1 protein-coding gene is annotated in these 923 nt (G+C 55.8%); it reads left to right on the forward strand.

The features are described 5' to 3' along the window. On the forward strand, window positions 1-817 hold an 817-nt coding region (gene hslO / locus QVO51_RS09520), incomplete at its 5' end, for an Hsp33 family molecular chaperone HslO (protein ID WP_441295919.1). Window positions 818-923 lie beyond the last annotated feature (106 nt).

Raw genomic sequence — 923 nt, forward strand, 5'->3', positions numbered from 1 at the left:
AGTGGATGCAACGGATCTGGTGGCGCAGATTGAACAGCTTCATCAAACATCCGCAGTGGTCACTGCGGCGTTGGGCAGGCTTTCGGTGGCTGCCTCCATGATGGCCTACAGTCTGAAGGGGGACAAGGAGTCCGTGACCATCCGGGTGGATGGGGATGGTCCTGCCGGTCAACTGGTGGCTGTGGCAGATGCCAGAGGCAACGTGAAGTGTTACGCTTCCCATCCGGTGGTGGAGCTGCCTCTGAATGCCAAGGGTAAGCTGGATGTAGGGGGCGCAGTGGGCAGAAACGGTACCCTGTCCGTGGTGAAGGATCTGAATCTGAAGGAGCCTTATGTTGGCATGGTGCCCCTGGTGTCCGGAGAGATCGCAGAGGACATCACCAGCTATTACGCAGTCAGCGAGCAGATTCCCACCGTGTGTGGTCTGGGGGTACTGGTGAACCCGGATCTGACCGTGCAGGCGGCAGGGGGATATCTGGTGCAGCTTTTGCCCTTTGCGGATGAAGCCTGTATCCAGACCCTGGAGGATAACGTGAACCGGCTGCCTTCCGTGACTCAGATGCTCACCAGTGGCATGACGGCGGAGCAGATTGCTATGGCATTGCTGGAGGGACTAAACCCGAATCTGTTGGACGAGGCGGAGGTCACATACCGGTGCGATTGCAGCCGGGAGCGAACCAAGGGGGTGCTGGCAAGCCTGGGGAAGCAGGATTTGGAGGATATTGCGTCCAAGCAGGAGGAGATCCAGGTTTGCTGTCATTTCTGCAACAAGGTGTACTCCTTCACGCCCCAGGAAGTACGGGAATTAGAAAAATAAAAAAACTTTCTAAAAACGCTTGACAAACGGATGCAATGCGTGTATAATGTTTATTGTCGCTGAATGATTTGCTTCAGCGAGTGTGGGAGCTTAGCTCAGCTGGGAG

It is taken from the genome of Ruminococcus sp. CAG:379, from assembly GCF_000434255.1.
Taxonomy (GTDB): Bacteria; Bacillota; Clostridia; order Oscillospirales; family Ruminococcaceae; genus Ruminococcus_F; species Ruminococcus_F champanellensis.